We start from the raw sequence: 22,652 nt of genomic DNA, 5'->3' as shown, positions 1-22,652 counted from the left end.
TCAAGCTGCCTGTTTTGCCGTGACGAATGCCGCAAGGCTGGCCACGTTGGTGAAATGGTTGCGGGTGTCTTTGGCATCGGCGTCGATCTTGATGCCGTATTTTTTCTGGATCGCCAAGCCCAGTTCCAGCGCGTCCACGGAGTCCAGGCCGAGGCCTTCGCCGAACAATGTCTGCTCGTCGCCGATGTCCTCGGGGCTGATGTCTTCGAGGCCGAGGGCATCGATGATCAGCAGTTTGATGTCACGCACCAGGCTAGCGGTGTTCAGTTCGCTCATCTGCGGCGAGCTCCTTAATGAAATAGTCATGCAAATAATCGTTGAGCTTGCGCGAGGCCTGCGGTGCGGGGCCTTGCGCGGCGAAGGTCTGTGGGTCTATATCGGCCCCCACGCGAAAACTGAAGTGCACGCGGCGATGGGGGATGCGATACCACGGCTCGGCTTTGGTCAGGGTGGTCGGGCTGACCTTGATGATCACCGGGGTAACGATTTTCGCACCGCGCAGGGCAATTGCCGCCGCCCCCCGATGAAAGGCCGGCGCCTGCCCCGGCTGGGTGCGCGTACCTTCGGGGAAAATGATCAGGGTCTGGCCGTCCTGCAATGACTGCGCGGCCGCGTCGAGCATGTCCATGCTGCCGTCGTTGCTGATGTACTCGGTGCGGCGCAGCGGGCCACGGGTGAACGGGTTTTCCCAGAGGGTTTTTTTCACCACGCAATTGGCGTGGCGCACCAGACCGATGAGAAACACCACATCGATCAGCGACGGGTGGTTGGCAATGATCATCTGCCCCGGTCGGCCAAGGCGCTCGGCACCCTCGATGTCATAAGTGAGCACGCCGGTGCGGGCCATGAAACGCACGAAAAACCAGAACAACCGACTGACCGTACGCCGCGCGCGCAGGCGATGGACCAGCGCGTCACCGGGCAGGCAGCCGAGCAGCGGAAATACCAGAAGGCGCAGACACAGCCCGCCGAGCCCGAACAAGGCGAAGCTCGCAGCAGTGGCCAGCAGGCGCCAGTAGTAGGCGTCGCGGTGTTTGGCGGTCACGGGTTGCGATGCCAGGTCCATACACGATTTTTCCACGCATGTTGGCAGTCAGGTTGCTGGCCGAGCAGGGTTCGCAGCAGGTTGAGCGCGTGCGGCCAGTGCGCCTTTGACCGGGTTTCGGTGCTGCTGTTCAGGGTCAGCCGCCAGTCGGTACCGGGCGTGAGCAACAAGCCCAGCGCATAAGGGAACGGCACGTCATCGACCCACTGCGAATACGCCTCGGGCGGTTGCTCTTCGGTGATCACCAGCAGCACGGCCGGGGCGCCTTCATCAAGCAGTGCCGCTGCTTCGAGCATGCCGTGTTCGAGGCCGTCGCCAGCAGCGGCGAGGGCGGTCATTTCGCTGGTTTCACCGCGCATGATCGACCACAAACCGATGATCGCGTTGTGCACCGACAGGCTGAATTGGGTCGGCGACAAGGGCTGCTCGGTGGCCAGATCGCGGAGGATTTCGAATGTGCGTGGGGTTTCGCCGTGCCGCGAGACGAACACCAGCGGCAGGTTGTCCCGCCCGTCGGCCAGCGGCCAGCCAACGCTGAAGGCCATCCGCGCCAGCCTGCTGAGGCGGCGGCGCTGCATGGCCGGCAGAAACGACACATCGGGCGCGGCATCACTGCTCTGCAGCACGACCGGTTGTCGGCTCCAGGCCTGCCAGGCGTCCACGCTGTCGAGCCCCGGGGCCCACGCGCGCCATTGGGCGATGTTGAAGTTGATCACGGACATTCATCCCGCCCCTGCGGGCTTTCGTTGACGCGTTGAGTCGCCAGCGCCGCAGCAGGCTTGGCTTGGCGCAGGGCGCCGGGTGGCGCGCATTATCCCGGTGCGACGGGTGTGTAGCAAATGTTGGTTACATTTTGCCCAACAAAATGTACCGAGCGGTTCGCTGCATGGCTATCACTTGGCCATTATCCGGATTTGACGCGGCGTGTCTGTCAGGTGTCTCCGTAATGGCTGGCGGTTTTTTCCATGCCTGGGCGTCGATTTTTACACCTGACGACGTAGTCCATGTCCGTGAAGGTAGCGAAGCGCGGTCACCGCCAACTACACTCGGTCATTCTTTGATACACGGAGGTTTGGTCATGCGGCGCGTGGTGTTCAATCAGAAAGGTGGCGTGGGCAAATCCAGCATCGCCTGCAATCTGGCGGCGGTCAGCGCCAGCGAGGGTTATCGCACGTTGTTGGTCGACCTCGATGCCCAGGCCAATTCCACTCAGTATCTGACCGGGCTCACCGGCGACGATATCCCGATGGGTATCGCTGACTTCTTCAAACAGACCCTGTCCTCCGGGCCGTTCTCGAAAAAGAATCAGGCGGACATCTACGAAACGCCGTTCGACAACCTGCACATCATTACCGCCACCGCCGAGCTGGCCGACCTGCAGCCCAAGCTCGAGGCGAAACACAAGATCAACAAGCTGCGCAAGTTGCTGGACGAATTGTCCGAGGATTACGACCGGATCTATCTCGACACCCCGCCTGCACTGAATTTCTACGCGGTATCGGCGCTGATTGCCGCGGATCGAGTGTTGATCCCCTTTGACTGCGACAGCTTTTCACGTCAGGCCCTGTATGGACTGATCGCCGAGATCGAAGAGTTGAAGGATGACCACAACGAAGGATTGGAAGTCGAAGGCATCGTGGTCAATCAGTTTCAGGCGCGGGCCAGCCTGCCGCAGCAGATGCTCGACGAGTTGATCGCCGAAGGCTTGCCGGTACTGCCGGTGTACCTGAGCAGTTCGGTGCGCATGCGCGAGTCGCACCAGGCCAGCATGCCGCTGATCCACCTCGATCCACGGCACAAGCTCACGCAGCAGTTCGTTGAACTGCACAATCTGCTGGAAGGCCACTGATTCCCCGACTCACACGCAAATCCTGTGGGAGCGAGCCTGCTCGCGAAGAGGCCGGCACATTCAACATCGGCGCTGAATGATCGACCGCCTTCGCGAGCAGGCTCGCTCCCACAGGGGGATCTGTGCTGGATCAGATGCCTTGGCTACGCAGCCACGCCATCAACTGCGGCAATGGCAACGCACCGCTCTGTCGCGCCACTTCCCTGCCGTTTTTAAACAGAATCAGACTCGGAATCGAGCGAATCCCCAACTGCGCCGACAATTGCTGGTTCGCTTCGCTGTCGAGCTTGGCCAGCCGGCACTTGCCTGCCAGCTGCGCCGCAGCCTGTTCGAACACCGGCGCAAACGATTTGCACGGCCCGCACCAGTCCGCCCAGACATCCACCAGTAACGGCAGATCGCCCTTGATCTGACTGGCGTAATCGCCTTGCTTGAGTTCGAAAGGCTTGCTCAGCAGTACCGCAGATTTGCAGCGTCCGCACTTGGGTTGATCGGCGAGACGCTCGGCTGGAATGCGGTTGACGCCATTGCAGGAGGGGCAGGGGATGAGGAGTGGGGTGGTCATGATTGGTTCTCTGATAGGCAGTCTATAGAACTGATTTGGAGTCGATCTGCCAACTTATCAATGTCGCAACTGCTCACATTTTTCTCAAAACAGTTCCGGGATCGATGGCTAGTCTGAAGACCAATTCGGCGTTTTACGCTTGTCGTGAGGAGATCGCTTTGTCTTTATCCGCGTGCTACTTTTGTTGCACTAATTCAGGAATCGATGATTCCTATGCATCAAATCGGAGCGACATAATGTCCGTAACTTCCAAGATACGCCGCCAAGGTGGCGCTGCCGTCATTACGATTCCGCCCACGCTTTTAAAGTTGTTGCATCTGGAGGTTGGCGCACAGCTAGAGCTGAATGTGGTCGATGGCGAACTGATTGCTCGTCCAGCCGTAGCCGCTACGCGTAAGCGTTATAGTTTGTCAGAGCTACTCGAAGGCGCAGAAGAATTGCAGAAACTTAACGCCCAGACTAGCGAGACCCTTGAAGGTGATTCTGTCGGCCGGGAGCTGGGTTGATGGTGCGCCGACAGCCCCCTCAGCGGGGTGACGTTTACTGGATTGATCCAAACCCAGTGGCGGGGCGGGAGATGATGAACAGACATCGCTTTGTGGTGATCACGCCCAGAGAGATCAACGCATTGGGCGTGAGCATGACGGTGCCTGTTACTAGCGGTGGGAATTTCAGCCGGTATATGGGTTTGGCGGTCGCCATTACTGGCCACGAAACCAATGGTGTAGCGGTGTGTAATCAGGTTCGCAGTTTTGACATAGAACAACGGGTACGAGACGGCACGGCCAAATTCATCGAGCGACTGGATGACGTGACAATGTCTGACATCGTCGACCGTGTAATCAGTGCAATCGACCCGCTAAGCTGAAGCGCCTACGAAGAACAACTGATCTCCAAATGCTTTCCCCACTCCGGTGGCCGCTCGGCGTAACCCTCCATCCCCGGCTGCTCCTCAAACGGTTTGCTCAGCACCGCATGCAGTCGGCGTACCTCGGCATAATCCCCTTGTTCCGCCGCATCAATAGCCTTTTGCGCCAGATAATTGCGCAGGATGTACAGCGGATTGACTGCATGCATCCGTGCGCGGCGTTGTGCCTGATCGGCATTGCCGTCGCGGCCGACCCGGGCGACGTAGCGTTTGCCCCAGGCATCGAAACCTTTGATATCGACAAAATCGTCGCGCAGGCGGGCGATGGCCTGTTCGGCTGACTCTTCACCGAGGCGGCGGAAGAACAGCGTGTAGTCGACGCCGCTGTTCTGCATCAGTTGCAGCAGGTTTTCCAGCAGTTGCTGATCGTCGTCCTCGGCGGTGGTGAAGCCGAAGCGGCGGCGCATCAGGTCGAGGTAGTGCGCCTGGAACAGCGGCAGGTACAAGCCGAGGGTTTCGCGCAGGGCCTCGACGCTGATGAACGGCGTCAGCGCCTGGGCGAGCGCGCTGAGGTTCCACTGGCCCACCGGCACCTGATTGCTGAACGAGTAGCGACCCTGATCATCGGAGTGATTGCAGATGAAATGCGCGTCGAAGTCATCGAGGAAGGCGAACGGGCCGAAGTCGAAGGTGATGCCGAGGATCGACATGTTGTCGGTATTCATCACGCCGTGGCAGAAGCCGTAAGCCTGCCACTTGGCGATCAGTTCGGCGTTGCGCTCGACGATCTCGCGGAACATCGCCAGATACGGTTCCGGTTGCTCCAGGCACTCAGGGAAGTGCATCGCCAGCACATGCTCGCCAAGCTGTTTCTGCTGCTCGGGGCGTTTGGTGTAGTAGAAATATTCGAAGTGGCCGAAGCGGATATGGCTCGGCGCCAGACGCAGCACCATCGCCGCGCGTTCCTGCTTTTCCCGCCAGACCGGCGTGTCGGAGCCAATCACGCAGGCGGCCCGCGAAGATGGAATGTTCAGCGCAAACAGCGCCTCGGAGGCGAGAAACTCGCGAATCGATGAGCGCAGCACCGCGCGACCATCGCCCATGCGTGAAAACGGCGTCTGCCCGGCGCCTTTGAGGTGCAAGTCCCAATGCTCGCCAGCGTTGTTGTACACCTCACCCAGCAGCAGACCGCGCCCGTCACCCAGTTGCGGGGTATAACCGCCGAACTGATGCCCGGAATACACCATCGCCCGCGGCTCGGCATCGGCCCACAGCTTGTGGCCGCCAAACAGTTGCGCGAATTCTTCGGTGTCGGCGCTGGCCGCATCGAGATCAAGCAAGGCCAGAGCGGCCGGGCTGGCGACCACCAGACGCGGATTGTCGATCGGCTCGGGCAGCACGTGCGCGGAGAACGCGTCGCCCAGGCGGGCAAAGCGGTTGTCGAAAGTCAGTTCGTCGAGGGCTTTCACGGGCCGGCTCCAGCAGAATGTCCGAGCATTCTGCTGGGACCATGTCGGTTAGTCGAGTTTGCTCGGTGGCGGTTCCGGCAAAGGTTTCTGCCCGTCGACGATCGGCACGATGGTTTTGTTCTCGGGTTCCACAGGCACCATCTTGTATTCCTGACCGTGCAGGTTCTTCAGATAAACCTCCATCTGCCGGAACGAGATGTTGATGTGCTGCTTCTTGAACTCGCGATTGATGAAGCGGTTGACCTCATCCAGCACCGGGTTGCGGTCACCGAGATCGCGTACATGCATGCGCAGTTCGTGGTCGAGCGTGCTTTCGCCGAAGTTGAGGAAGTACACGTGTGGCTCAGGTTCTTTGAGCACGCGCGGGTTCTCCCGGGCCGCTTTGAGCAGCAGTTCCTTGACCAGGTCCAGATCCGAACCGTAATCGACGCCGAGTTTCAGCGTGACGCGGGTGATGGTGTCGGTCAGCGACCAGTTGATCAATTGCCCGGTGATGAACGTTTTGTTCGGGACAATGATGTCCTTGCGGTCGAAGTCGGTGATGGTCGTGGCGCGGATGCGGATCTTGCTCACCGTGCCCGACAGGTTGCCGATGGTGATGGTGTCACCGATCCGCACCGGGCGTTCGAAGAGGATCATGATGCCGGAGATGAAGTTGGCGAAGATCTCCTGCATACCGAAACCGAGGCCCACCGACAGCGCTGCCACCAGCCATTGCAACTTGTCCCAACTGACGCCGAGGGTCGACAGGGTGGTGACAAAACCAACGCCGGCAATCACGTAGGACAGCAGCGTCGTTGTCGCATAAGCGCTGCCCTGGGCCAGATTGAGTTTGGACAGCACGAACACTTCGAGCAGGCCGGGCAAGTTGCGCGCCAGAGCGAAGGTGATACCGATGATGATGAGCGCGCCGAGCATGTCGCCGATGCTGATCGGCACCATGCTCATGTTGGCGCCGGTGCCGCTGGTGTATTCGTAAAGGGTGATGTTGTCCAGATACGAGAACACCGAAATCAGGTCCGACCAGACCCAGTACAGCGCCGCAATGAAGCCGCCGAGCAGGGCCAGGCGGATCAGGCGCAGGGACTGTTCGTTGACCTTTTCGATATCCAGCGTCGGCTCTTCGATCACCGCTTCGCCGTCGCCGGCCTCTTTTGCCGCCTGCCGCTTGGCCAGCGCGCGCTGGTAAGCCAGACGCCGCGCGGCAACGCTCAGGCCACGCACGAAGGTCGCCTCGATCACCAGCCAGAACATCAGCAGATACAAGGTATTGATCAAGCGATCACTGAGTTTCAGTGCGGTGTAGTAGTAGCCGAAGCACACCGCGACAAACAGGGCGATCGGCAGCAGGGTGAACATCACCCCGACGGCTTTGCGGAACAGCGAGGCATTCTGGTGCGTCGGGCTGCTGATCAGCAGGCGACTGAGCAGCCATGCCATCAACGCATAGCAAGTCAGCACCACCGGCATGCCGAGCACGTCATCGGCCAGCGCCGCCGGTTGCAACTCGGCGACGGCCACCACGGCGACCAGCGCCATTACTACCAGGCCGAGTCGACGCACCCAGCCCTGAAGGAACTCGACCTGCGGCTTCTCCCAGCGGAAGTGCAATTCCGCCACGCCACCCGGCGCAAGAATCCGGTACGCGGTGTAGAACACCAGCCAGGCCTGGCCCATCTGCAACAGCGCCGCGCCCATGTTGGCGTTCTGCCCGCGCGCGTCAATCTGCAGGGCCAGACCGCACAGCGCCAGACCCAACGCCACCGGCATCGCCAACAGAATGTTGATCAGAATCGCCTGCGGCGTGTGCCACTGGCTATCGCGCTTGAAGTGGCCGATGTCCTGGTGAACCTTGTTGAGTCTTCCGTACAGCGCTTTGCGTCGCCACAACAGGGCGCCGATCAGCAGCGCCAATGGCAGAAACAGCAATGGCCGCTGGGTCAGGCCGTCAGTCAGTTCGCTCAGACTCGACGCCCAGGGCAGGGTGTTGACCTGTCGCTCGAGACGCTCGGGCACGCCGCGCATCCATTCCACGTCCAGCGGCTTGTTGCTGGGGATCCAGAACATCTGTTCGTCGAGGGTCGCGCGCAGGCTTTGCGCGGTGCTCAGCAATTGTTTCTGGTTGAGCTGCAGGGTGATCGATTCATTGAGCATCGCGCTCAATTCGCGGTTCAGGCGCTCGAGCAGATCAGCACGGGTGTTGGCCAGATCGAGCAGGCTTTTGCGCAGTTGCGGGGTGACCTGCTCTGGCGGCTGCGTGGCCAGCAGATTGTCGACATAGGTCGCCGGATTGCTCAACAGCTCCCGCTGCTGGCTGACATCGAACTGATACAGGCGAATATCGGCAATCTGGTCGGCGAGGTCGCGGTCGACCTTCAAGTGCGGCAGCGCCTGCTTCTGTTTGTAGAGAATTTTCGACAGCAGCAGGCTGCCCTTGAGCACGCTGATCTGTTCGTCCAGTGCCGAATCGCTCTGGGTCAGGGTGTCGAGTTGCTGTTTGGTCTGCAGGTTCTGCTGCGTGACTTCGTTGAGACGGTCGGTGCTCTTGAGCAAATAGTCGGAAAGCTTGAGATTGGTCGCGCTCTCGCTCGCCAGCAGGCTGCTGCCGCCGGCCTTCTGTGCTTCGATCGATTGCTGGGTAACGGTTTCCTGCGACTGCGCCAGACGCTTCTGGTTGATCAGGGTTTGCAGTTCCTGGATCTCGCGGTCGAGGCGATCGGATTTCTCCGAGAGCAAGTCATGCTGAGCGTTGCCCAGATCCTGCAACTGGGTGTTGCCTGCCAGTTCCTGGCGGCGCAATGGAATCAGTGCATTGAGTGCGGCCAGTTCGGCGTTCAACTGGTCGCGCTGTTCGGCGGTGACCGTTTTGCCCGTGTCCTTGCCGGATTTGAGGATGGTGTTGATCTGCTGGATGCGCGTCTGGCTGGCGGAAATCTCCGCCTGCGCACGCTCGGGGCGAGTCTGCGCGGTGATGATCAGACTGTTGGCTTCGGCCAGGGCTTTTTGCAGATCGCTTTGCTGGGTCGAGCGATCGGTGAGGATCTGCTCCAGTTGCTGGATCGACTCTTTCGGAAAACGTTGCGCTACCGGCACCGGTGCGGTGGCCTTGAGGCGGCTCAGTTCGCGGGTATTTTCAATCGTCTGCTTCGGCGCGTTGGCCAGCTGACGCTTGAGATCGATCAGCTTCTGCTCGTAATCACGCTGGTTGTTCAGTTGATTGAGGGTGTTCTGCAGGACGGTCTGCAGGGTCTTCTTGTCGGCGTCCGGCAGTTTGCTGTCAGCCAGCTTGTCGAGGCTGGCCTGCACGGCATCGCTGGACGGTGGTTCGGCAGCATGCAGCGGGCCGACGACAAGACTGAGGCCCAGCAGGGCCGCGGCGAAAAAGGAGCGCAGGGTAGGCATAGAGACCGGTCAAGCAAGTGAGAGTGGAAGCAGTTTAGAGGAAGAGTCCGGGGCCCGGGCGACTTCCTTCGGGGAATCTGACGCCCACTTTGCCGATCTTGTTCCCGTCCATGACCGCAACCGTCCAGTGGGTGTTGTTCCACTCCACCTGGTCACCGACGACGGGTGCACCACCGACTTTCTGGGCGATGAACGCGCCCAGGGTCATGTCCGGATCGATGCCTTCGGCCGGCAAGCCATACAGCGCTGCAACCGCTTTAAGCTGGGCATCTCCTTCGAGTACGAAGTCGCCGAAGAAGCGCAGATCGAGGCCACGTTGCGGCGCCTGGCTGAACAGTTTGCCGAGGGCCGACAAGTTGTGTTCATGGCCAATAACACACAGCAAATCATCGACTTCCAGCACCGTACTACCCGACGGATGGAGCAGTTGCTGGCCACGAAACAGCGCCGCGATGCGTGTGCCCTCGGGCATTTTCAGCTCGCGCAGCGGCGAACCGATGCACCATTTCTCCGCGCCGAGCTTGTAAACGAACAGTTCCCACTCGCTGGTGACGTGCACTTCCAGTGCCGCCCGGGATATCGGCGCGGGTTCTGGCGGAACGGTCACCTTGAGCAATTTGGCCACCCACGGCAGGCTCGTGCCTTGCACTAGCAGCGACACCAGTACGATGAAGAAGGCCAGGTTGAAATACAGCTGCGCTTGCGGCAGCCCGGCCATCAGCGGGAACACCGCGAGAATGATCGGCACCGCGCCGCGCAGGCCGACCCAGGAAATAAAGGCTTTTTCACGACCATGGAAAGCCTTGAACGGCAGCAGGCCGACCATCACCGACAGCGGCCGCGCGAACAGGATCATCCACAGCGCCAGACCGAGGGCGGGCAGGGCGATCGGCAGCAGATCGTGGGGCGTGACCAGCAGGCCCAGCACCAGGAACATGCCGATCTGCGCCAGCCAGGCCATGCCGTCGAGCATGTGCAGAATGCCGTGGCGGCTACGCACCGGGCGGTTGCCGATCACCAGACCGCACAGGTACACGGCGAGGAAACCACTGCCATGCAAGGCGTTGGTCAGCGCGAACACCACCAGACCGCCAGCGATGATCAGAATCGGATAGAGCCCGGCGGCGAGATTGATGCGATTGACCAGTTGCAGCATCACCCAGCCACCGCCCAGACCGATCACACCACCGATGCCGAACTCGCGGATCAGGTGGGTCAGCAGGCTCCAGTGCAGGCCGGTTTCGCCGCTGGCGAGCATGTCGATCAGGGTGACGGTGAGAAACACCGCCATCGGGTCGTTGCTGCCGGATTCGATTTCCAGACTGGCGCTGACCCGTTCGTTGAGGCCTTTACCGCCGAGCAGCGAGAACACCGCAGCGGCGTCGGTCGAACCGACGATGGCGCCGATCAGCAGGCCCTGAATCAGATTGAGGTCGAACAGCCACGCAGCGGCCATGCCGGTCAGCCCGGTGGTGATCAACACCCCGACCGTGGCCAGCGACAGCGCCGGCCATAACGCCACGCGGAAACTCGACACCCGCGTACGCAAGCCGCCGTCGAGCAGGATCACTGCCAGGGCGAGGTTGCCGACCAGATAGGCCGTCGGGTAGTTATCGAAAATGATCCCGCCACCATCGACCCCGGCCGCCATGCCGACCGCGAGAATGATGACCAGAATCGGAATGCCGAGACGTGAAGAAAGAGAACTGACAAGAATGCTTGCGCCTACCAGCAACGCGCCGATCAAGAACAGGCTGTTGATGGTCGTCGCATTCAAAGGCAGTACTCCAGAAGCGTAAAGACGGGGGCACAAACTGACCATGCAGTCTGCGTGCCAGCGATTCTAACCTGTTGAAATGTGATGCTGTCAAAAAGGTTTTCAGGGTGCATCAGGTTTTGCGGCAGGCGGAGGATTGCGGCCCTCACCCTAGCCCTCTCCCGGAGGGAGAGGGGACTGACCGAGGTGTTTGTGCAGGTTACACCGACTTGCAATATCGAGCCGAACTCAAAATCTGAAAGGCCCTCAATCTGCTCCCTTTCCCCCTCGCCCCCTTGGGGGAGAGGGCTGGGGTGAGGGGGGTAGCCTTTGATCTTAGAGGCTGAACCGCCCAACCATGTTGTTCAGATCCAGCGCCAGGCGCGACAGCTCATTGCTCGCCGCGCTGGTCTGATTGGCGCCGGTCGCCGACTGCACCGACAGATCGCGGATGTTGACAAGATTGCGATCGACTTCCCGCGCCACCTGCGCCTGCTCTTCGGCAGCGCTGGCGATGACCAGGTTGCGCTCGTTGATTTCGACGATGGCGCTGTTGATCGTGTCCAGCGACATCCCGGCGCCACGGGCGATGTTGAGCGTCGACTCGGCGCGCTCGGTGCTGTTGCGCATCGAATCCACGGCATGCTCGGTGCCGCTCTGGATGCTGCCGATCATCCGCTCGATTTCGCTGGTCGACTGCTGGGTGCGATGGGCCAGGGCGCGCACTTCGTCGGCCACTACGGCGAAACCACGACCGGCCTCACCGGCACGGGCCGCTTCGATCGCTGCGTTCAATGCCAGCAGGTTGGTCTGGTCGGCGAGGCCACGGATCACGTCGAGCACCTTGCCGATGTCGCGGGATTCATTGGCCAGGTCGCCGATCAGCGAAGCGGTGCTCTGCACATCGGCGCTCATGCGTTCGATGGCACTGACGGTTTCCTGCACCAGATCACGACCGTCGCCCGCCGAAGTGGTGGCGTTTTTCGAGGCTTCCGAAGTGCTGACCGCGTTGCGCGCGACTTCTTCGACGGCGCTGGTCATCTCGTTCACGGCAGTGGCCGCCTGCTCGATTTCGTTGTTCTGCTGGGTCAGGCCGCGAGCACTTTCATCGGTGACGCTGTTCAGCTCTTCTGCGGCAGACGCAAGCTGTGTGGCCGAACCGGAGATGCGCTGCAGGGTATCGCGCAGCTTCGATTGCATCTTCCCCATCGCCGCCAGCAAGCGCCCGGCTTCATCTTCGCCATCGACATGGATCGGCTGGGTCAGGTTGCCTTCGGCGATGGTTTCCGCCGCCTCCAGTGCCTTGGAAATCGGCTTGGTAATGCTCACGGTCAGCAACCAGGCGAACAGCAGGGTCAGGCCGCTGGCGATCACCAGCAAGGTCACCACCAGATTGAACGACATCGAATACTGATCCTTCGCGCCCTGGTCGGTTTCGGCGATCTGCTGGGTGTTGATCTCCAGCAAGCGCGCCAGCGCGGTATTCACCGCTTCCGAATTGCTCAGCAAATCGCTGTTGAGCATCTGCCGCAACTCGTCGATCTGATTGTTGCGCGACAGGGTTTTCATCCGCTCTTCGAGCTGACGGTACTGCGCCAGCAATTGCACGTACTGATCGTACGCCGCACGTTCCTGCGGGCCTTCGATCAGTGGCTCGTATGCGCGTTGCGCATCGGCGATCTGGCGATTGCGCAGGTCGAACAGTTCGATGGTTTTCTGCTGCACGTCGGGTTCGCGGTTGATCAGCAAACGATAGGAGAGCACGCGCAGGCGCAGGGTCAGTTGGGTGAATTCGTCCAGAGCCTTGATCGACGGCACGCTGGCGGTGGCGATGTCTTCGCCGGCCGCGCGGATCTTGCTCATCTGGTTCAGTGCAAACACGCCGAGGATCAACATCAGGCCGCCGATCAGGGCGAAACCGGTGAACGCCCGTGGGGCGATATTCATATTGCGAAGGGACATGGGCGGATACCGAAAAGGGCCGCATCCATGCGGGCTGAGACTGCTGTATGGGTGACTTATCGGTCATACGACTAAAGTCTTGAGGTGGTGTGCGTATTTGTCGCAGACAGGCTTGAGCGACGAAGTGCAGGAACCAGATCGACCAATCACAGTCTTTTAAACTCGCGAGAAGCTTCGCCACCCAGGAAAATCAAGGCCTTGCGCCAGGTTAACCCTGGCATCCGTGGTGACTTTTCTTTATCGTACGCGCCCTTTGAAAAACGCTTGGAAGATCAAAATGTTGGAAGCATCCCTCAGCCAATTGGAACAGCTCGTCAGCGACCTGGTGCAACAGAACCAGACCTTGCTGCAGACCAACCAGACCCTGTCCACGGAACTGGCCCAGGCCAAGGATGAAAACGAAAGCCTGCAACTGAACCTGATGGAGCAGGAAGAAAAACACGGCGCCACCGCCGCGCGTATCCAGGCGCTGGTTGATCGCGTCAATGCCGGTCCTGTCAGCGCATGAACCACGGCACAGCAGGGGTAAAAGTCATCTCCATTCTCGGCGAGGACTATTCGATCAAGGCACCGGCCGGGGAAGAACAGACCCTGCTGGACGCGGCGATGATGCTCAAGGCAGCGCTGGAAGACACCAAGCGCAAATACCCGACGCTGATCGGCGACCGTTTGCTGGTGCTGGCGGCGATGAATCTGTGCTCGCAGCAGATCGAAATGAAGAAACAGCACCAGGAAGAACTCGACCGTTATCAAGAGCAAGTCAGCGCCACGGTCGACACCATTGCCAAGACGATCAGTCAGGGTTGACTCGCTTTTCGCAGCGCCTCGGTACATTGAGGCGCTGAACATGCTGAGGTCTTGTTGCTATGAGGCTTGGAGTATTGGCTGCCAGTAGACTTTTGTTGTCCATTCTCCATCGGATTGCTTGATGAACTCTGAGTGGGAAACTCTATAGGTAGTATTTTCGATCGTCACTTCATCACCCTTGGAAAGCAGGTAGATATATTCTGCCGACGGAATTGGCTGAACTGTGCTGTACGTCGTGCCTGCGAGGGTGGTGATCGTAATTTTGTAATGGATTACCGGGAAAACCATGACCTCGGTGAAGTGCCTGCGAATAATCATCGATTGAGAAGTCGAGCTCCCGACAAAGTCGCCAATGAGCGCCGATTTAACAAACGTATCGTTGTCAGCCATTGCCTGAACAAAATTCTCTCGTGGACCGGTGTCAGTCATGTTCTTTCTCCTGCGATGGACGGCTTGGATCTGCGACGCGGATGCTTGTCACAGACGTGAAACCGCGAATCTAAGCCACCCGATGCAAGTTGTAACCTGTCAGACTTGACAGTGAATCCCTCGATATAACGGCCAGCTTCTTGCTTGTAAGGATACGGCTGTACCGAAGGTTGTGTTTTATTCTGATGCTCTTTGTATACAATCGGCACGGCTGTTGCAGTGGTTCAGGCTCTTATTCTTCGGGGGTGCTCCATGCAGTGGTGGCGACGCAGTATTCAGTGGCAGTTGATTCTCGGCATGGGCGCGGCCCTGCTGATCAGCATCGTGATTGTGGTTGGCATTTATACCCTGGTGGTCAACCGCCTCGCCCAGAGCTATCTGGTCGAACAGGCGCTGCCGTCGAGCATTGAAGCGACGCGCAACGATATCGAACGCATCCTCGTCCAGCCACTCACCGCCGCCAAGGACATCGCCAGCAACAGCATGGTGCGTGACTGGCTGGCATCCGGCGAAGACAGCCGCAAAACCGCGCTTTTCGCGCAATATCTGGAAGGCATCCGCGCTGAACACAAAGCCTTTACCGCGTTGATCATCGGCACCGAATCCAATCATTACATCACCGAAAAAGGCCTCGATCGCACCCTCAGTCGCGCGAAACCGGCCGACGCCTGGTTCTATTCCTTTCTCGACAGCAATCAGCCGCGCACGCTGAACATCGACAACGACGGCGCCACGGGCGAGCTGGCCTTGTTCATCGATCTGAAGGTCGAGCAGGCCGGCAAAGTCGTCGGTGTCGCCGGGCTGGGGCTGAGCATGAAAGAGCTGTCGGAGCTGATTCACAACTTCAGTTTCGGCGAGCGCGGCAAGGTCTATCTCGTGCGTTCCGATGGTTTGATTCAGGTCCATCCTGAAGCGCAGTTCAGCGGCAAACGCACCTTGACCGAGCAGATCGGCGCCAACGCGGCGCAAGCGCTGATGGGGCACAAGGACGCGGTCAACAGCAGCTTCCAGCGCGACGGTGAAGACTTCCTCGCCTTCAGCCTGCCGCTGCGCGATCTCGGCTGGACCCTGGTGGCCGAAGTGCCGCAGTCGCAGATCTACGCCGAAGCACGGAAAGCGATGTGGATGAGCGGCGGCATCGGTCTGGTGGTGGCGCTGGTCTGCCTGGCGTTGGTGGTGTGGCTGGCGCAGGGGCTGGTGCGACCGATTCGACAAGTAACACGAGCGCTGGTGGCCATCGGTAGCGGTGGTGGAGATTTGACTCACCGGTTAGATTCCAGTCGTGCCGATGAGCTCGGCGACCTCGCGCGCGGCTTCAATCGTTTCCTCGACAGCCAGCGCGCGATGATCGGCGAAGTGCTGACCACCAGCGAGCGCCTGCGCACAGCCGTGGGGCAAGTGGCGAAGGTGGTGGACAACACCGCCGAGCGTTCCGGCCGGCAGCAGGAAATGACCGACATGGTAGCCACCGCCGTCCACGAAATGGGCCTGACCGTGCAGGAAATCGCGCAGAACGCTGGCAACGCCGCGCTTGCCTCGCAAACCGCGCGCGATGAGGCGTTGCAGGCACGGGAAGTGGTTGGTGGCTCGATCCGTCATATCGAGAGCATGTCCGATGAGATCGGCGTGGCGGCAGGGGCGGTGGGTGAGCTGGCGCAGCAAGTGGCGTCGATTGATTCGGTGCTGGCGGTGATTCGTGGCGTTTCCGAACAGACCAATCTGCTGGCACTCAACGCCGCCATCGAAGCCGCCCGCGCTGGCGACATGGGCCGCGGCTTCGCGGTGGTCGCCGATGAAGTGCGCACCCTCGCGCGCAGGACCCAGGCCTCGACCGACGAAATTCAACTGATGATTGGCAGCCTCAAGCAAGGCGCGGAAAACGCCGTGTCATCGATGCGCACCGGCCAGGCCGCGACCGGCACCGGGGTTGAATCGAGCCAGCGGACCGGCGCGTCGCTGACGGCGATCACCGGCCAGGTCGAGCGCATCAGCGATATGAACCATCAGGTGGCGACGGCAACCGAAGAGCAGTCCGCGGTGACTGAAGAGATCAACCGCAACGTGCAGGGGATTTCCGATCTGGCGCGGGCGACGGCGGGGGAGGTTCGTGCGTGTCGTGAGGATTGTCAGATGTTGCAGCGGCTGGCGGATGATCTGGCGCGGCAGATGGGTGGGTTCAAACTGAGTTGAGTATCAGACCTGAAAAGCCCCTCACCCTAGCCCTCTCCCGGAGGGAGAGGGGACTGACCGAGGCGTCTATCGCTATACGTCGACCTGAAAACACCAGTCGATTATGGATCCGGCAAGGCCCTTTCAGGTCGGCGTACTTCTTGAATATCCCCCATTCGGCCCCCTCTCCCTCCGGGAGAGGGCTGGGGTGAGGGTAGCGTTTCAGAACCACGCATCCCGCATCCCCAGACACGTATCATCCCGCGCCTCCAGCAAGTCCAGCTCATGCTGGCAACCTGGCACTTCCCATGTCAGGAAATACCGCGCCGCCTGCAACTTGCCCTTATAGAAGTCGACATCTGCAGCATTCCCTTTGGCCAGGCCTTCCTCGGCGCGGATCGCCTGCTCCAGCCAGCGCCAGCCGATCACTGCGTGGCCGAACACTTTCAGGTACAGCGCCGAGTTCGCCAGGCTGCTGTTGACCTTGCCTTGGGCCAGATCGGTGAGCAGGCCGATGGTCACGGTTTGCAGGCGGGCAACGAGTTTTTCCAGCGGTTCGCGCAGGGTGGTCAACGAATCGTATGCAGTGGCACGTTCGGCCGTGTTGGCGATCAATCGAATCAGCTGCTTGAGACCGGCGCCACCGTTCTGCGCCAGTTTGCGCCCGAGCAAATCCAGCGACTGGATGCCGTGGGTGCCTTCGTGGATCGGATTCAAGCGGTTGTCGCGATAGTACTGCTCCACCGGGTACTCACGGGTGTAGCCGTGGCCGCCAAGAATCTGGATCGCCAGTTCGTTGGCCTTCAGGCAAAACTCCGAAGGCCAGGATTTGACGATCGGTGTCAGCAAGTCCAACAGTTCATGAGCCTGTTTGCGTTCGGCTTCGGTTTCCAGCGTGGTGGTGTCATCGAACAACCGCGCGGCATACAGGCCGAGGTCAAATGCCCCTTCGACGTAGGATTTCTGCGTCAGCAGCATGCGTCTGACGTCCGCGTGCTGAATGATCGCCACCGGCGCCGTGGTCGGATCCTTGCTGTCCGGCACCCGACCCTGCGGCCGCTCACGCGCATATTCCAGTGAATACAGGTAACCGGCATAACCGAGCATGACCGCGCCCATGCCGACGCCGATCCGCGCTTCGTTCATCATCTGGAACATGTAGCTCAAACCATGGTGCGGTTTGCCCACCAGATAGCCGACACACTCGCCGTTATCGCCGAAGTTCAGCGCCGTCGATGTGGTGCCGCGCCAGCCCATCTTGTGGAACAAGCCGGCGAGCAGCACGTCGTTGCGCTGGCCGAGGCTGCCGTCGTCGTTGACCAGAAACTTCGGCACGATAAACAGCGAAATACCTTTCACCCCCGGCGGTGCGTCCGGCAGTTTGGCGAGCACCATGTGTACGATGTTTTCCGACAGCGGATGATCGCCGCCGGAAATGAAGATCTTGTTGCCCTTCAGGCGATAGGTGCCGTCGGACGCAGGCTCGGCGCGGGTACGAATGTCCGACAGCGATGAACCGGCATGGGGCTCGGTCAGGGCCATGGTGCCGAAGAAACGTCCGTCGATCATCGGTTGCAGGAAGCGCTGTTTCTGCTCTTCGCTGCCAAAGCTCTCGATCAGGTTGGCCGCGCCCATGGTCAGGAACGGGTAGGACGTCGAAGCTGCGTTGGCGGACTGGAAATGCGCGAAGCAGGCTTGCGACAGCAGGGTCGGCAATTGCATACCGCCGGCGTCGAAACTTCGCGCTGCGTTAAGGAATCCGGCCTCAAGGAAGGCATCCACCGCCGGTTTCACTTCAGGAATCAGGATCGCCTTACCATCCTCGTAGCGCGGCTCGTTCTCGTCGCCCTTGCGGTTGTGCGGCGCAAAGTACTTCTCGGCGATGTTGCGCGCGGTGCCGATGGCGGCGTCGAAGGTTTCGCGGTTGTGCTCGGCAAAGCGCTCACGCCGGGTCAGGCCCTCGGCATCAAGGACTTCATACAGCTCGAAAGCCAGATTGCGGGAACTGAGCAGCGTCTCGGACATGGCGGCCTACCTGGAAATTGGGGGTGGACCGAGTCTAAGGCGGTGGAATAGAGGCTGGATAGGATGATTGATGAGAGTGATGCAGAAGCAAAAGATCGCAGCCTTCGGCAGCTCCTACATTTGGAATGCGTTTCCCTGTAGGAGCTGCCGAAGGCTGCGATCTTTTGATCTTCTGTGGAAGCGAGCCTGCTCGCGAAAGCGGTGGGTCAGGCAACATTGATGTCGACTGAAACGCCGTCTTCGCGAGCAGGCTCGCTCCCACAGAGTATTGCGTACCAGGCGACCATTGCGGTCGCCTGGATTTACAGCGGTTTAACCGATCGTCATCAAGCTGGCGTTACCCCCCGCCGCAGCGGTGTTCACGCTCAATGCCCGCTCGATCACCAGGCGCTCCAGGGCAATGTTGGTCTCGCCTTGGGACAGTCCCTGAACGCCAACGATCGCGCCGCCACGCTGGGCGATCTGCTGGCAGACGCCGCGCAACTGGTCGGAGTGGCCGTGATGCAGCACGGCATCGAACACCACTTCGTCCTTGTTCCAGTCGGCAACGCGTTTGATCCGCGCCTGGACTTCCTTCGGCAGACGGGCGAGCAACGCCTTGGTCAGCTCGGTTTCCGGCCACACCGCCGAACCGCCAACCGCCAGCACCGCCGCCAGTTGCGTCAGCAGATCACCTTCAACTTCCGCCAGGCACAGCACGTGTTCGCGCGGCAGAATGGCGTAGCTGTTTTTCTCGCCGGTCGGGCCAGCCAGCACGCGGGTGATGCCGCTCTGCGATTGTGCTGCGTATTGCACGCACAGGGTGCTCAGATCGGCGAACTTGTTGTTGTCGGCCCAGGCTTTCAGAGCGTTCAACGATTGGCTCATGGCATCGCGCAAGCGCACGTCCGGGGCGACGATGGCGTCACCGCGAGCGAAGGATTGCTCGATGGCGTCGCTAGGACGCGTCGACAGCAAACGGTACAGATACAGCGGGCCGCCGGCTTTCGGGCCAGTACCCGACAGGCCTTCGCCGCCGAATGGCTGCACGCCGACCACGGCACCGACGATGTTGCGGTTGACGTAGACGTTACCGGCGTTGACGTTGTCGATCACCTTGGCGATGGTCTCGTCGATGCGCGTGTGCACGCCCAGCGTCAGGCCATAACCGGAGGCGTTGATCTGGCCGATCAGTTGATCCAGCTCTTTGCGCTTGTAGCGCACCACGTGCAGTACCGGGCCGAAGATTTCGCGTTGCAGTTCGTCGAAGCTTTCCAGCTCGATCAGGGTCGGCATGACGAAGGTGCCGCGCTTGATCTCTTCGCTGTCGGCAATCGCCACCTGGTAAACATTGCGACCCTTATCGCGCATACCCTGGATATGCTTGTCGATACCGGCCTTGGCTTCGGCGTCGATCACCGGGCCGATGTCCACGGACAGACGCTCGGGGTTGCCGAGACGGCTTTCGGCCATGGCACCCTTGAGCATTTCGATGACGCGATCGGCGGAATCTTCCTGCAGGCACAGCACGCGCAACGCCGAGCAGCGCTGACCGGCGCTGTCGAAGGCCGACGACACTACGTCGATCACGACTTGTTCAGTCAAAGCCGAGGAATCGACGATCATCGCGTTCTGGCCACCGGTTTCGGCGATCAGCGGAATCGGACGGCCCTGGCTGTCGAGACGGCCAGCGATGTTGCGTTGCAGCAAGCGCGCGACTTCGGTGGAACCGGTGAACATCACGCCTTTGACGCGCTCGTCACCGACCAGACCGGCGCCGACGGTTTCACCGCGCCCCGGCAGCAGTTGCAGCACGCCTTCCGGGATGCCGGCTTCGAGCATCAGGCGCACAGCCTGAGCCGCTACCAGCGGAGTCTGCTCGGCCGGTTTGGCCAGTACCGGATTACCGGCAGCCAATGCCGCAGCGACCTGGCCGCTGAAGATTGCCAGCGGGAAGTTCCACGGGCTGATGCACACCACCGGGCCCAGTGGGCGGTGGGCGTCGTTGCTGAAATCGTTGCGCGCCTGCACTGCGTAATAACGCAGGAAGTCGACGGCTTCGCGGACTTCGGCGATGGCGTTGGCGTAGGTCTTGCCGGCTTCGCGAGCCAACAGGCCCATCAGCGGCTGGATCTCGCCTTCCATCAAGTCAGCGGCACGTTCCAGGATCGCAGCACGTTCGGCCGGCGGGGTGGCCTGCCAGATCGGCGCGGCGTTCAGCGCGCATTGAATGGCGCTGTCGACATCTTCAACGGTAGCTTCTTGAACATGACCGACCACATCGCGGTGATCGGACGGGTTCAGCACGGCGACCGGCGTTTCGTTGCTGGACGCGCAACCGAGCATCGGCGCGGCTTTCCAGTCGTTGTGCGCGGTGGCGAGCAGGGCGCAGGACAGCGAGGCCAGACGATGTTCGTTGGCCATGTCGATGCCGCTGGAGTTGGCACGCTCGGCACCGTACAGGTCACGCGGCAGCGGAATGCGCGGGTGCGGCAGGCCGAAACCGCCTTCGACGGTGGCCATCTGCTCGATCTGTGCCACCGGATCGGCCACCAGTTCCTGAATCGAAATCGACTGGTCGGCGATACGGTTGACGAACGAGGTGTTGGCGCCGTTTTCCAGCAGACGACGCACGAGGTACGCCAGCAGGGTTTCGTGGGTGCCGACCGGTGCGTACACGCGGCACGGACGGTTCAGCTTGCCCTCGGAAACCTTGCCTACAACCTGTTCGTAGAGCGGTTCGCCCATGCCGTGCAGGCACTGGAACTCGTACTGGCCCGGGTAATAGTTCTGACCGGCGATGTGGTAGATCGCCGACAGGGTGTGGGCGTTGTGGGTGGCGAATTGCGGGTAGATGACTTCCGGCACCGACAGCAGTTTGCGTGCGCAAGCAATGTAGGAAACGTCGGTGTACACCTTGCGGGTGTAGACCGGATAGCCTTCCAGGCCTTCAACCTGGGCGCGCTTGATTTCGCTGTCCCAGTACGCGCCTTTTACCAGGCGGATCATCAGGCGATGGCGGCTGCGGCGGGCCAGATCGATCACGTAGTCGATCACGTACGGGCAACGCTTCTGGTAAGCCTGGATGACGAAACCGATGCCGTTCCAGCCAGTCAGCTGCGGCTCGAAGCACAGGCGCTCAAGCAGATCCAACGACAGCTCGAGGCGGTCGGCTTCTTCGGCGTCGATGTTCAGGCCGATGTCGTATTGCTTGGCCAGCAGGGTCAGCGACAGCAGGCGCGGATACAGCTCGTCCATCACGCGCTCGTACTGCGCACGGCTGTAGCGCGGGTGCAGCGCCGAGAGCTTGATGGAGATGCCCGGGCCTTCATAAATCCCACGGCCGTGGGACGCTTTGCCGATCGAGTGGATCGCCTGTTCGTACGAGGCCAGGTATTTCTGTGCGTCGACTTCGGTGAGTGCCGCTTCACCGAGCATGTCGTAGGAATAGCGGAAGCCTTTGGCTTCGAACTTGCTCGCATTGGCCAGTGCTTCGGCGATGGTTTCGCCGGTAACGAACTGCTCGCCCATCAGGCGCATGGCCATGTCGACGCCCTTGCGGATCATCGGCTCGCCGCTCTTGCCGATGATGCGGCTCAGCGACGAGGTCAGGCCGGCTTCGTTGTGGGTGGAGACCAGTTTGCCAGTCAGCAGCAGACCCCAGGTCGCAGCGTTGACGAACAGCGAAGGGCTGTTGCCCAGGTGCGGATGCCAGTTGCCGGTGCTGATCTTGTCGCGGATCAGCGCATCGCGGGTGCCTTTGTCCGGGATGCGCAGCAGCGCTTCGGCCAGGCACATCAGAGCCACGCCTTCCTGGGACGACAAGGAGAATTCCTGCAACAGACCCTGAACAATACCGGCACGACCGCCGGCACTTTTCTGGTTACGCAGTTTTTCGGCGATGGTCGCCGCGAGCTTGTTGGTGGCTTCGGCCATCGGTGCCGGCAGGCGTGCCTGCTCGATCAGCATTGGCACCACTTCCGGCTCAGGGCGGCGGTAAGCAGCGGTGATCGAAGCGCGCAGCACCGATTGCGGGAGGATGCTTTCAGCGAATTCGAGGAAGCATTGGTGAGCGTGATCGGTCTGCACTTCGCCTGCGTCATCGGCGTCTTTGGCGGTCAAACCGTTCAACTCGGTCAGGGTTGCACCACCCTCGAGTTTTTCCAGGTAATTGAAAATTGCCTGCTTGATCAGCCAGTGCGGCGTGCGATCAATCGAGGTTGCGGCAGCCTTCAGGCGCTCGCGGGTCGGGTCATCGAGTTTGACCCCAAGGGTGGTGGTAGCCATATTTTTATCCTCATGGTTGCCACAGTTGCGTGGCATCAGC

The 22,652-nt window shown here is 60.6% G+C and carries 16 protein-coding genes and 3 pseudogenes; 7 read left to right on the top strand and 12 right to left on the bottom strand.

Features of this window, described 5'->3' with window-relative positions; genetic code table 11:
- From J2Y39_RS19640 to J2Y39_RS19630, 3 genes are read right to left on the bottom strand one after another with little or no spacing between them, the layout of a single operon-like run.
- Window positions 1-276, bottom strand: coding sequence for a phosphopantetheine-binding protein (locus J2Y39_RS19640; protein WP_039756723.1), 276 nt, complete (start codon window positions 274-276; stop codon window positions 1-3).
- Window positions 254-1,066 (bottom strand): 1-acyl-sn-glycerol-3-phosphate acyltransferase, encoded by an 813-nt coding sequence (locus tag J2Y39_RS19635; RefSeq protein ID WP_041477597.1) that lies wholly within the window; start codon window positions 1,064-1,066, stop codon window positions 254-256. Before J2Y39_RS19635 ends, J2Y39_RS19640 begins: the two co-directional genes overlap by 23 nt.
- Window positions 1,042-1,767 carry a beta-ketoacyl synthase chain length factor gene (locus tag J2Y39_RS19630; RefSeq protein ID WP_041477598.1) on the bottom strand — a complete coding sequence of 242 codons (726 nt, stop codon included), beginning with the start codon at window positions 1,765-1,767 and terminating at the stop codon, window positions 1,042-1,044. The genes J2Y39_RS19635 and J2Y39_RS19630 overlap by 25 nt, the downstream gene beginning before the upstream one ends.
- Before the next feature lie 356 nt (window positions 1,768-2,123).
- On the opposite strand from J2Y39_RS19630, the gene J2Y39_RS19625 reads away from it, so the two are divergent.
- Entirely contained in the window at window positions 2,124-2,894 is a 771-nt protein-coding gene (locus J2Y39_RS19625) for a ParA family protein (RefSeq protein ID WP_056787407.1), read from the top strand.
- 130 nt (window positions 2,895-3,024) lie between these two features.
- Here the strand turns inward: J2Y39_RS19625 and trxC are convergent, their stop codons facing one another.
- Window positions 3,025-3,459: a thioredoxin TrxC gene (gene trxC / locus J2Y39_RS19620; protein WP_095181008.1), complete on the bottom strand. Its 435-nt coding sequence runs from the start codon at window positions 3,457-3,459 to the stop codon at window positions 3,025-3,027.
- A gap of 236 nt (window positions 3,460-3,695) precedes the next feature.
- On the opposite strand from trxC, the gene J2Y39_RS19615 reads away from it, so the two are divergent.
- Window positions 3,696-3,965, top strand: coding sequence for a hypothetical protein (locus J2Y39_RS19615; protein ID WP_008077592.1), 270 nt, complete (start codon window positions 3,696-3,698; stop codon window positions 3,963-3,965).
- The gene (locus J2Y39_RS19610) at window positions 3,965-4,327 is read left to right on the top strand and encodes a type II toxin-antitoxin system PemK/MazF family toxin (protein ID WP_056787412.1); all 363 of its coding nucleotides are present in this window, start codon (window positions 3,965-3,967) and stop codon (window positions 4,325-4,327) included. The genes J2Y39_RS19615 and J2Y39_RS19610 overlap by 1 nt, the downstream gene beginning before the upstream one ends.
- Window positions 4,328-4,332: 5 nt before the next feature.
- On the opposite strand, the gene selO is transcribed toward J2Y39_RS19610, so the two are convergent.
- The 5 genes and pseudogenes from selO to J2Y39_RS26570 form a co-directional block, all read right to left on the bottom strand.
- Window positions 4,333-5,796, bottom strand: a complete 1,464-nt coding sequence (gene selO, locus J2Y39_RS19605; protein WP_252868669.1) for a protein adenylyltransferase SelO — start codon at window positions 5,794-5,796, stop codon at window positions 4,333-4,335.
- A 48-nt stretch (window positions 5,797-5,844) separates the two neighbouring features.
- The gene (mscK, locus tag J2Y39_RS19600) at window positions 5,845-9,198 is read right to left on the bottom strand and encodes a mechanosensitive channel MscK (RefSeq protein WP_095181005.1); all 3,354 of its coding nucleotides are present in this window, start codon (window positions 9,196-9,198) and stop codon (window positions 5,845-5,847) included.
- 34 nt (window positions 9,199-9,232) lie between these two features.
- Window positions 9,233-10,975, bottom strand: a complete 1,743-nt coding sequence (locus tag J2Y39_RS19595; protein ID WP_217851103.1) for a potassium/proton antiporter — start codon at window positions 10,973-10,975, stop codon at window positions 9,233-9,235.
- Window positions 10,976-11,290: 315 nt separating this feature from the next.
- A pseudogene (locus tag J2Y39_RS26575) lies at window positions 11,291-11,890 on the bottom strand (methyl-accepting chemotaxis protein); the annotation flags it as partial.
- Between the two features lie 303 nt (window positions 11,891-12,193).
- Window positions 12,194-12,850: pseudogene (locus J2Y39_RS26570) on the bottom strand (MCP four helix bundle domain-containing protein); the annotation flags it as partial.
- A 343-nt stretch (window positions 12,851-13,193) separates the two neighbouring features.
- Here J2Y39_RS26570 and J2Y39_RS19585 point away from each other — a divergent pair.
- The gene (locus J2Y39_RS19585; protein ID WP_122508526.1) at window positions 13,194-13,424 is read left to right on the top strand and encodes a hypothetical protein; all 231 of its coding nucleotides are present in this window, start codon (window positions 13,194-13,196) and stop codon (window positions 13,422-13,424) included.
- Window positions 13,421-13,723 (top strand): cell division protein ZapA, encoded by a 303-nt coding sequence (locus tag J2Y39_RS19580; RefSeq protein ID WP_056787426.1) that lies wholly within the window; start codon window positions 13,421-13,423, stop codon window positions 13,721-13,723. Before J2Y39_RS19585 ends, J2Y39_RS19580 begins: the two co-directional genes overlap by 4 nt.
- Before the next feature lie 57 nt (window positions 13,724-13,780).
- On the opposite strand, the gene J2Y39_RS19575 is transcribed toward J2Y39_RS19580, so the two are convergent.
- Window positions 13,781-14,152: a hypothetical protein gene (locus tag J2Y39_RS19575; protein ID WP_056787429.1), complete on the bottom strand. Its 372-nt coding sequence runs from the start codon at window positions 14,150-14,152 to the stop codon at window positions 13,781-13,783.
- A 252-nt stretch (window positions 14,153-14,404) separates the two neighbouring features.
- Here J2Y39_RS19575 and J2Y39_RS26565 point away from each other — a divergent pair.
- Both J2Y39_RS26565 and J2Y39_RS26560 read left to right on the top strand, forming a co-directional pair.
- Window positions 14,405-15,475 (top strand): annotated as a pseudogene (locus tag J2Y39_RS26565) (cache domain-containing protein); the annotation flags it as partial.
- 21 nt (window positions 15,476-15,496) lie between these two features.
- Complete coding sequence (locus J2Y39_RS26560) at window positions 15,497-16,342, top strand: methyl-accepting chemotaxis protein (protein ID WP_408005097.1); 846 nt, start codon at window positions 15,497-15,499, stop codon at window positions 16,340-16,342.
- A gap of 201 nt (window positions 16,343-16,543) precedes the next feature.
- Here J2Y39_RS26560 and J2Y39_RS19565 read toward each other — a convergent pair whose 3' ends face one another.
- Together J2Y39_RS19565 and putA are read right to left on the bottom strand one after the other, a co-directional pair.
- Window positions 16,544-18,346, bottom strand: coding sequence for an acyl-CoA dehydrogenase (locus J2Y39_RS19565; RefSeq protein ID WP_310219260.1), 1,803 nt, complete (start codon window positions 18,344-18,346; stop codon window positions 16,544-16,546).
- 312 nt (window positions 18,347-18,658) lie between these two features.
- Window positions 18,659-22,612 carry a trifunctional transcriptional regulator/proline dehydrogenase/L-glutamate gamma-semialdehyde dehydrogenase gene (putA, locus tag J2Y39_RS19560; protein WP_217851110.1) on the bottom strand — a complete coding sequence of 1,318 codons (3,954 nt, stop codon included), beginning with the start codon at window positions 22,610-22,612 and terminating at the stop codon, window positions 18,659-18,661.
- Window positions 22,613-22,652: the final 40 nt, after the last annotated feature.

The sequence above is a fragment of the Pseudomonas sp. 2957 genome (genome assembly GCF_031456345.1).
GTDB lineage: Bacteria > Pseudomonadota > Gammaproteobacteria > Pseudomonadales > Pseudomonadaceae > Aquipseudomonas > Aquipseudomonas siliginis.
Note: the sequence above shows the minus strand (reverse complement) of the source record. Positions and strands in the feature narration are given on the sequence as shown.